Here is an 8,992-nt window from a genome sequence, read left to right as displayed (position 1 = left end):
GCACGACATCGTCGCGGAACTCTTTCGGATACGGCTTGGGCACTGCGACATCCTCTCAGGCCCGCCTCTCGGCAAGCCATCTCGGTTGTCACCTAACCCTGCAGCAGCCCCGTCGGGCATGACCGGAATCTGCAACACCATCGGCTCGGCGCGCAGGTCCAGCCACGCTTGGCTGTAGAGGGTGTCGACATTCGGGGTGACGACGGTCTTGTCGTCGGGGCTGGGTGTCTTGTCGAACCGCAGCAGGGTGTTGGTCGGCGCGGCGGTGGCGCGGGTGGCGTCCATGAGGACCAGCGGGTAGCCGAAGATGTAGGCGTCGGTCGCGATCGACTTCGGATCGCTACCGCCCGCGGCGGCGGTGGTGGTAGACGACGTGGACGAATCCTTCGAGCTGCCGCACGCCGCCAGCGCGGCCGTAGCCGCCAATCCGGCTGCGGCACCGAACAATCCGCGTCGCGAGATCGGGAATCCGGGAACACCGTCGGGCATGGCTGCCGCTCCTGTCGGTATGGGAACCTGAAAAGGCCGTTCCCGCACGGTAGCCAATCATTAGCTAAATACCCAGGGATCTGGAAGGCCATGTCGAAATAGATGTTTCGGATTCCATACATGATCTGTGCTTCCATACCCGCGATCGCCCCATCGTGGTTGCCTATCGATCAGATACGACCTTCATAGCGAATCATTGGCGAGCCTTCGTCCTGGAAGCTCCCCGCCATCCAGCCCGCGTGACCGCCGCGTCCGAATCGCGATACGGCACCGGATCATGCGATCAGGTGTTCCGAAAAGGGGTTGGGTGATGAGCGGTCTCGATACCATTCTCTGGGAGGTGCGCCATGACGAAGGTGCTCTTGATCACCGGGGATGCCGCCGAGGACCTCGAGGTGATGTATCCCTATCAGCGATTGCTGGAAGAGGGGTACGAGGTCGATATCGCGGCTCCGGCTCGGAAACAGTTGCAGTTCGTGGTCCACGACTTCACCGAGGGGTTCGACACCTATACCGAGAAGCTGGGACGGACCTGGCCTGCTGATCTGGCGTTCGCGGAGGTTGATCCGAGCCGGTATACGGCGCTGGTGATTCCAGGCGGGCGGGCGCCGGAGTATCTACGCGGGGACCAGGACTGCCGGCGGATCGTCCAGCACTTCGCGGAAACGGACAAGCCGATCGCGGCACTGTGTCACGGGCCGCTGATCCTGGCCGCCGCGGGCGTGCTGCGGGACCGGTCCGCGAGCAGTTACCCGGCGCTCGAACCCGATGTGGTGGCGGCCGGAGGGCAATGGGTCGACAGCCCGGACCATGTCGACGGCAATCTGATCACCGGGCGCGCCTGGCCCGACCATCCGCAATGGATGCGCGCCTTCCTCGACGTGCTGCGCAAATCCGCTCCGCCCACCGCCTGACAATCCAGCACATCGTGGCGGCATAGAACTGGACCGGGGTCGGGCATAGAACCGATCTATGCATCCATCGAATTATGAGCGCTACCGGGGGCAGTGCCGGTCCGCGAGGGTTGAGGCATGACCACCGTGACCTTCCGCCGAACCGCTGCCGCAGCTTCCGCCGCACAGGTGAGTACCCCGACGGCGGCGGGCGCGGGCGAGGGGCGGCAGCCGCTGCGGTACCTGGCGCCGAACTGGTTCGCCGCGGTGATGGGCACCGGCATCATCGCCAATGCCGCCGCCACCCTGCCGATGCAGTTCCCCGGATTGAAGGGCGTCGCCACCCTGGTGTGGGCGCTGGCCGCGCTGCTGCTGACCGTGCTGGCCGGGGCCTGGGTCCTGCACTGGCGGCGGTATCCGCAGGAGGCCCGTGGACACGGGCTGCACCCGATCATGATGCAGTTCTACGGCGCGCCGCCGATGGCCCTGCTGACAGTGGGCGCGGGCACCCTGCTGCTCGGCAAGGACATCATCGGCCCGACCGCCGCGGTGACCGTCGACTGGGTGTTGTGGTCGGCCGGAACGGTTTTCGGGCTGATGACCGCCGCCGCCATTCCCTACCGGATGATCACCCGGCACACGTTCGATCCCGACTCGGCCTTCGGCGGCTGGCTGATGCCCCTGGTGCCGCCGATGGTGTCCGCCGCGCTGGGCGCACTGCTGGTGCCGCACACTCCGGCCGGGCAGCTGCGGCTGACCATGTTCGTGGCCTGTCTGGCCATGTTCGGACTGAGTCTGATCGCCTCGCTGGTCACCATCACCTTGATCTGGTCGCGGCTGCTGCATCACGGCCTGCCGCCGGCCGGGATGGTCGCCACCGTCTGGCTGGTGCTCGGTCCCCTGGGTCAGTCGGTGACCGCCGCGGGCAGCCTGGCCAATGTCGCCCCCGGCGTCGTGGATGACCGCACAGCCGCCGGGCTCGATGTCTTCGCCGTCCTCTACGGCGTTCCCACCTGGGGATTCGCCATGCTGTGGCTGGCGCTGGCCATTGCCGTCACCCGGCACGCCCGCACCTCCATGCCGTTCAACCTGACCTGGTGGGGCTTCACCTTCCCGCTCGGCTGCTGCGTCACCGGCAGCACCGCGCTCTACCTGCACACCGGCGCCGACCTGTTCGCCGTCACCGCCGTGGGCCTGTACACCCTGCTGGTCGCCGCCTGGGCCGTGGTCGCCGCCAGGACCGTGCAGGGCGTGCTGCGGGGCGATCTGCTGCGACCCGTGCGCTGACAGCGCGATCAGCGTACGTCCCGGGTGGATCCGGCCGGATCCACCCGGGGACGAATTCGTTGCGATACCACCGAAAAGTCCCCGCTGTAACCCCGGGCGCTATCTACTGACAGACGTGAACACGCGTCGTTGTATTCGTTGGATGCGGGAAGCGGCGGTTCATGGTGCGACGGGTCGAATCCGAGCACCGGACGCAGCCTGTCTCGAGCTCGAGCTCGGGTCGGGAGTTGCGGCTGGTGTCCGGTGACAGCTACGCCAGCTGGGAAGCGGTGTACCGGGACAATGTCACCTGGGTGTACGCGTTGATGTTCGGCAAGGTCGGCAACCGGGCCGACGCCGAGGATCTCACCGCCGAGGTGTTCACGGCAGCGCTCAAACCGCTGCGCATCACGGCGAGCGCCCCGGAGGTGCGGGCCTACCTGCGCGCCACCGCGCGCACGGTGCTGGCCGCGCACTGGAAGGCGCGAATGGGCCGGGAGATCACCACCATCGAGGGCGACATCCCCGATGATCCGCCCGAGGAGTTCCACGACTCCGGGGCGGAGGCCCGCGCCAAGGCGGTGCTGGCCGAACTCCCGGACCGCTACCGCCGCATTCTGGAACTGCGCTTTCTCCAGGGGCTTTCGGTCCGGGAGTCGGCGCAGAGCCTCGGTGTCACGGTGGCGAATGCGAAGGTGTTGCAGCATCGGGCGTTACAGATGGCGTCCCAGCTGAATGAGCGAGGTGTGCGGTGAGCGGGCGGGAAGTGCGGCGGTTCGTCGATGAACTACTGGCCGGCAAGAAGTCCACGGGCTTCCGGCCCGATGAGGCCGAGGCCGAGGAGATGCGCACGGCCATCGAACTGCGGGCCGCGCGCCTGGGCAGCGACGCGCCCAGCGAGGAGTTCCTGAGCAGTCTGCAGCGCCGGCTCGCGGCCGAGATGGACGAGGAGCCGACCCCCTTGCACCCGGCGAACGGTTACCGCCGCCGGAACCTGCTGATCGGCACCTCCGCGGCCGCGGCCGCCGCCACGGTCGGCGCGGTGGTGGATCGGACCCTGATCGGGCACGGGCAGCCGGGTTCCCCGCCCGCCGCCAAGCAGGCCCCGCTGTCCCCCAATACGGGCGCGTGGCTGCCGATCGCCCGCTCCGCGGATCTGCCGGAGGGCGCGACGATCGCGTTCGATGTCGGCACCGTCAATGGATTCGTGCGCCGCGACAAGGGGAATCCGGTCGCGGTTTCCGGCGTGTGCACGCATCAGGGCTGCAAGCTGTGGCTCGATGCCCCGGCCGAGCGCCTGCGCTGCCCGTGCCACTCCACCTCCTTCTCCATCCAGGGCGAGGTGGTCACCCATCAACTGCCGGTGGCGCCCGCTCCCTTGCCCACCGTCCAGGTCCGCGAGAACAACGGCACCATCGAGGTTTTCGCGCCCACCGAACCCGCTTAGCCTCCAATAGTGCTGGTGCACAGCGGTTTCCGTCCGATGTAACCCCCGCCCCTATCTATGGATGACCGGTTCGCAGCAGCGAACGGAACCATCCCGGATGGAGGCCCGGACCCCATGACACCCACCCGCAGCCGGCGGCGCGCAGCCGTCGCCGTCGCCGTCACCGTCGCCGCGGCAGCCCTGTTGACGGCGAGCGCGTGCAGCTCGAACGGCGGCGGCAAAGCCACGGACAATGCCGCCCCCGGCTTCACCTTCGCTTCCGGCACCGCTACGCCCGGCATGGTGCCGGACGGCAGCGGGCCGGCCGGTATGCCCGGCATGTCCATGCCGAGCTCGTCCGCCGCGGCGGCGGCACCGGCCGGCCCGAATGCTGTCAACATCGACAATTTCGCCTTCGGGCCCAGCTCCCTGACCGTCAAGGTCGGCACCACGGTGACCTGGACAAACAAGGACGAGGAACCGCACACAGTGGTCGCCAGCGACGGCAGCTTCCGCTCGCCGACGCTGGGCAACAACGCGACCTACACCTTCACCTTCTCGAAAGCGGGCAGCTTCGCCTATGTCTGCTCGATTCATCCCTTCATGCACGCGACCGTGGTGGTGACCCAATGAACACTCGCAACCCGGACGACCGATACGCGGACTTCGAGGACGAGGACGCGGCCCGCGATCCGCAGAAGATGACCCGCCGCCAGCTCATGCGGCACTCCGCCTGGTTCGGCGCGGCCGTGGGCCTGGCGGTGGTGGGCGGCGAGGTGGTCTCGCACGTGGCCGGCACCGCGCTGGCCGCGCCCGCCCGGCCCACGCTGCGGTTCGCTCAGGTCAGTGACAGTCACATCGGCTTCACCGGAACCGCCAACACCAGCGTGACCGATACCTTCACCGAGGCCATCTCACAGGTGAATTCGCTGGGCTACGAGCCCGACTTCGTCATCCACACCGGCGATCTCACGCATCTGGCCACGGCCGAGCAGTTCGATCAGGTCCATCAGATGATGCAGGGGATCAAGACTCCGCACGTGTTCACCGTTCCGGGAGAACACGATTCGAGTGACGAGGGCGGTTCCCGATACCGGTCGACGTTCGGGAACGGCACCCGCGGGGACGGCTGGTACAGCTTCGACATCGCCGGCGCCCACGTGATCGGGTTGGTGAATACGCTCAATCTCAAGGATCTCGGACACCTCGGGCAGGACCAGCTGGACTTCGTGCAGAAGGACGTGGCCGGATTGTCCAGTGACACACCGATCATCGTGTTCAGCCACATTCCGCTGTTCGCCATGTACCCCCAATGGGGCTGGGGCACAGACGATGCCACCCAGGCGCTCAGCTACATGAAGCGGTTCTCCTCGGTGACCTGCCTCAACGGTCATGTGCACCAACTGTTCACGAAGACCGAGGGCAATGTGACGTTCTACAGCGGCACCACCACGGCGTATCCGCTGCCGAAACCCGGTGACGGGCCTGCACCCAAGCCGGTGACGCTGCCCGCGGGCAAGCTGCACGACGCCCTCGGCATCCGCGAAGTCACGTATCAGAAGGGTCAACAGCAACTCGCTATCAAAGAACAATCGCTGAAATGACCACTGCCCAACGGTGTGTCGCACGTGGGTCTCACATCGTTGTCATTTCGTCAGCACGACCTGGCGATGGAAGATCTAGAACGGAGGGTAATCTACTACGCTGGGCAGTAACAAGATGCTGTGCAGCAGTGCGGCGCACGGCGATTACAGGAGGGAAGCTATGCCACCCCGCCGTTTTCGGACGAACGCCGCAGCGAGCGTATTGATCGCATTGGTGCTGGTGCTGGCGGCCTGCTCGTCCAATCTCCCGAGCGGGAATGTGGGTCCGCGCACACCGGTCGCGCAGTCCATCACCATCACCCCCGCACAGGGCACGGACAAGGTGGATCCGTCGGCGCCGGTGAAGGTGAGCACCTCCAGCGGCGTGCTGACCGATGTGTCGCTCACCAATGAGGACGGCAAGGTCATCGAGGGCACCTTCACGCCGGACAAGACGGCATGGAAGCCGAACGATCAACTGGGCTACAGCCGCACGTACACGCTGAAGGCCTCGGGCATGGACGTGACCGGTCCCACCGGTCCGGTCACCTCCAGCTTCACCACCATCGCCCCGAAGAACCAGACCAAGGTGTATCTGAACACCACGGGCGGGCAGGCGATCGTCGACGGCAACAGCTACGGCGTGGGCATGGTCATCGTCGCGCACTTCGACGAGGACATCTCCGACCGGGCCGCGGCGCAGAAGCGTCTGGTCGTCACCACCGATCCGCCGGTCGACGGCGCCTGGTACTGGATGGACAACCGCAATGCGCACTGGCGGCCCAAGGAGTACTGGAAGACCGGCACCAAGGTGAACGTGGCGGCCAACCTCTACGGCGTCGAGGTCGGCAACGGCCTGTTCGGCCAGGAGGACTCCAAGGCCAACTTCGTCATCGGCCCGTCGCACGTGTCGATCGCCGACGACAACACCCATCAGGTGCAGGTGTTCGAGAACGGTCAGTTGATCCGCACCATGCCCACCTCCATGGGCCGCGGCGGCAGCGAGACCATCGCCGGCAAGACGTTCACGTTCTGGACCATGCCGGGCACGTACACGGTCATGGACAAGGCCAACCCGGTCATCATGGACTCCTCGACCTACGGTCTGCCCGTCAATTCACGGCTCGGATACAAGGAGGCCATCGGCTGGGCCACGCGCATCAGCACCGACGGCATCTATCTGCACCAGCTGGATTCCACGGTGTGGGCGCAGGGCAATACCGACACCTCGCACGGGTGCCTCAACCTCAATGCCGAGAACGCGCAGTGGTTCTTCAACTTCGCGCAGCCCGGTGACGTGGTGGAGGTGCACAATACCGGCGGTGCTCCGCTCGAGGTGTGGCAGAACGGCGACTGGACGCTGAGCTGGGATCAGTGGCTGGCCGGTAGCGCCTGAACCCGCTCGCGCGCGGCCAGCTGACCGGTCCGCGCGAGATACCAGGCGGCGACACAGAATTCGGCGGCCACGGTGCCCCACACCAGCGTCCACACCGAGTGGGTGCGCAGGGTGAGGAGCAGCGCGGTGGCCGCCACCGCTGTTCCGATCACCGCGCCGATCATGATGCCGGCGGTGTCCTGACGCACCGGCAGGACGGCGGTGGTGACGAACGAGGTGGTGGCGGTGGCGACCAGAATGCAGACCTCCACGCGCAGGATCGGCACCACGGCGCGGAAATCCTCGTCGTAGATGAGCTGCACGGCGAACGGGGCGGTCACCCAGATCCCCACCACCGCAACGGCGGCCACGATCACGCAGGCGGCCAGTGCGCGCATCTCGTGCCGCCAGAAACCCGGATCGGTGCGCTCGCGCGCCATGCGGGGCAGCAGCGCCAGCCCGATCGGATCGAGCAGCGACTGCAAAGCGCGCACGAGTTTGTCACTCGCCGAATACAACCCGAGCGAGGCGGCGTCCAGCACCGAGGAGTAGACGGTGGCGGTGCCCTGGCCGTAGCTGGTCACCAGCAGCCGTGACGCGAGCACGGGCGCACCGGTGCGCAGGATCATCACGACCTTGGTGGGGCGTCCCGGGCGGCCGAACCGGGTGTGGGCGTCCCGCCAGGTCAGCGCGACGGTGATCACGGACGACAGCAGCAGGCACAGCAGCACCACCTCGGCGTGCGGAAGTCGTGGCAGCACCGCGACCAGCAGCACGAGGTACACCACGCGGCCGGCGATCTGATAGGTCATCGAGGCCCCGAATCTGGCCTGCCCCACCAGCAGCCAGTCCTCGGACATGGACAGGAATCCGCCCACGAACAGCCCCAGCAGGATCATGCGCAGGTGCGGGCCGGCGCCGACGGCGAGCCCGGCCGTGAGCGCCACCGCGATGATGCTCAGCCCCGCGCCCCGCACCGCGAGGTAACTCCCCCGCAGTTCGTCGAGCCCCTCCTCGTTCAGCAGCGCGGCCAGAAACGTATTGATGCCGAGGTCCACCAGCAGCGAGCCCAGAAAATACGCCGACATCCCGATGGCCAGCAGCCCGACCCCGCTCACCCCGAGCGTCCGCGCGGTCAAAGGCACGGTCACCGCGGTCACCAGGAACTGCCCGTACTTCCCGAGACTGACGAACCCGATGTCCCGCAAGACCGGCAGCAGCCCATCCTCGGCCACCTTCGCGCGCATCCGCCCGACCAGCGCCGTCCCCACCAGTCGCCGTCCCGCCATAGCGGTCCTCTTTCTCCCCGACCGCGCACTCCGGCCAGACCCCGAAATTCTCCTGCCCCCTCCCCACCCCCGCCACCCCAAACCCCCGACCCACCGCAAAACGTAACCCCGCATTCAAATCAATCGCCCAGTCACCCAGCCTGATTCACCGCGGCTGCGGCCGTCGAGTGCCGGGCACCAACCACCAACCTGTGCAACGGGTTCCAACGTAGGCTCGACGACGCACCGCCCAACCGAAAGGGTGACCCGATGTCCGACGACACCATGTTCAGCGTCTACGGCCGAATGACCGCCCTCCCCGGCCGCCGCGACGACCTGATCACCTTGCTCCTGAACGGATTCCGCGCCGGCGGCCCCACCAGCGGCCTGCTCACCTACACCATCAACACGGCCCCCGACGACCCCGACACCGTCTGGCTCACCCAACTCTGGATCAACAAACCCGCCCACGACGCAACCACCCGCTCCGAGCCGGTGGCCGCCATCACCCGCCAACTCCCGCCACTCCTGGCCCGGCAACCCGAGGGCTTCTACGGCAACACCGTCCACGCACAAGGCCACACCCCCGAGTAACAAGAATTCCCGCCGCCCCGGGAATCCGCTGTCACATCATGACCAGTTTCGATACCTGGCGCGCGGAACAGACCTGACGTGGGTCCACAATGTCCAGA

At 66.9% G+C, this 8,992-nt stretch carries 10 protein-coding genes; 8 read left to right on the top strand and 2 right to left on the bottom strand.

Going from position 1 to position 8,992, the window contains the following annotated elements:
• Positions 1–489 (bottom strand): DUF1254 domain-containing protein (locus ACFXKA_RS37310; RefSeq protein WP_379430971.1); only part of this gene is annotated, 489 nt, incomplete at its 3' end.
• A gap of 347 nt (positions 490–836) precedes the next feature.
• On the opposite strand from ACFXKA_RS37310, the gene ACFXKA_RS37305 reads away from it, so the two are divergent.
• The 7 genes from ACFXKA_RS37305 (at position 837) to ACFXKA_RS37275 (ending at position 7,053) form a co-directional block, all read left to right on the top strand.
• Positions 837–1,403 carry a DJ-1/PfpI family protein gene (locus tag ACFXKA_RS37305; RefSeq protein WP_379430970.1) on the top strand — a complete coding sequence of 189 codons (567 nt, stop codon included), beginning with the start codon at positions 837–839 and terminating at the stop codon, positions 1,401–1,403.
• 117 nt (positions 1,404–1,520) lie between these two features.
• Positions 1,521–2,669, top strand: a complete 1,149-nt coding sequence (locus ACFXKA_RS37300) for a TDT family transporter (RefSeq protein ID WP_379430969.1) — start codon at positions 1,521–1,523, stop codon at positions 2,667–2,669.
• Between the two features lie 161 nt (positions 2,670–2,830).
• On the top strand, positions 2,831–3,403 hold the full coding sequence (locus tag ACFXKA_RS37295; RefSeq protein WP_354848240.1) for a sigma-70 family RNA polymerase sigma factor: 573 nt from the start codon (positions 2,831–2,833) through the stop codon (positions 3,401–3,403).
• Positions 3,400–4,095, top strand: a complete 696-nt coding sequence (locus ACFXKA_RS37290) for a Rieske (2Fe-2S) protein (protein WP_379430968.1) — start codon at positions 3,400–3,402, stop codon at positions 4,093–4,095. The genes ACFXKA_RS37295 and ACFXKA_RS37290 overlap by 4 nt, the downstream gene beginning before the upstream one ends.
• A gap of 114 nt (positions 4,096–4,209) precedes the next feature.
• On the top strand, positions 4,210–4,707 hold the full coding sequence (locus tag ACFXKA_RS37285) for a cupredoxin family copper-binding protein (protein WP_379430967.1): 498 nt from the start codon (positions 4,210–4,212) through the stop codon (positions 4,705–4,707).
• 68 nt (positions 4,708–4,775) lie between these two features.
• A complete protein-coding gene (locus tag ACFXKA_RS37280; protein WP_379430974.1) occupies positions 4,776–5,678 on the top strand; it encodes a metallophosphoesterase family protein in 903 nt (300 codons plus the stop codon).
• Positions 5,679–5,838: 160 nt separating this feature from the next.
• Complete coding sequence (locus tag ACFXKA_RS37275) at positions 5,839–7,053, top strand: Ig-like domain-containing protein (RefSeq protein WP_379430966.1); 1,215 nt, start codon at positions 5,839–5,841, stop codon at positions 7,051–7,053.
• Here ACFXKA_RS37275 and ACFXKA_RS37270 read toward each other — a convergent pair.
• On the bottom strand, positions 7,029–8,279 hold the full coding sequence (locus ACFXKA_RS37270; protein ID WP_379430973.1) for a lipopolysaccharide biosynthesis protein: 1,251 nt from the start codon (positions 8,277–8,279) through the stop codon (positions 7,029–7,031). The two genes, ACFXKA_RS37275 and ACFXKA_RS37270, sit on opposite strands and share 25 nt — an antisense overlap.
• Before the next feature lie 291 nt (positions 8,280–8,570).
• Between ACFXKA_RS37270 and ACFXKA_RS37265 the strand changes: the two genes are divergently transcribed.
• A complete protein-coding gene (locus ACFXKA_RS37265; RefSeq protein WP_354848251.1) occupies positions 8,571–8,894 on the top strand; it encodes an antibiotic biosynthesis monooxygenase in 324 nt (107 codons plus the stop codon).
• Positions 8,895–8,992: the final 98 nt, after the last annotated feature.

The organism is Nocardia sp. NPDC059228, assembly GCF_042754245.1.
GTDB lineage: Bacteria > Actinomycetota > Actinomycetes > Mycobacteriales > Mycobacteriaceae > Nocardia.
This window is presented reverse-complemented; position numbering and strand designations above follow the sequence as displayed.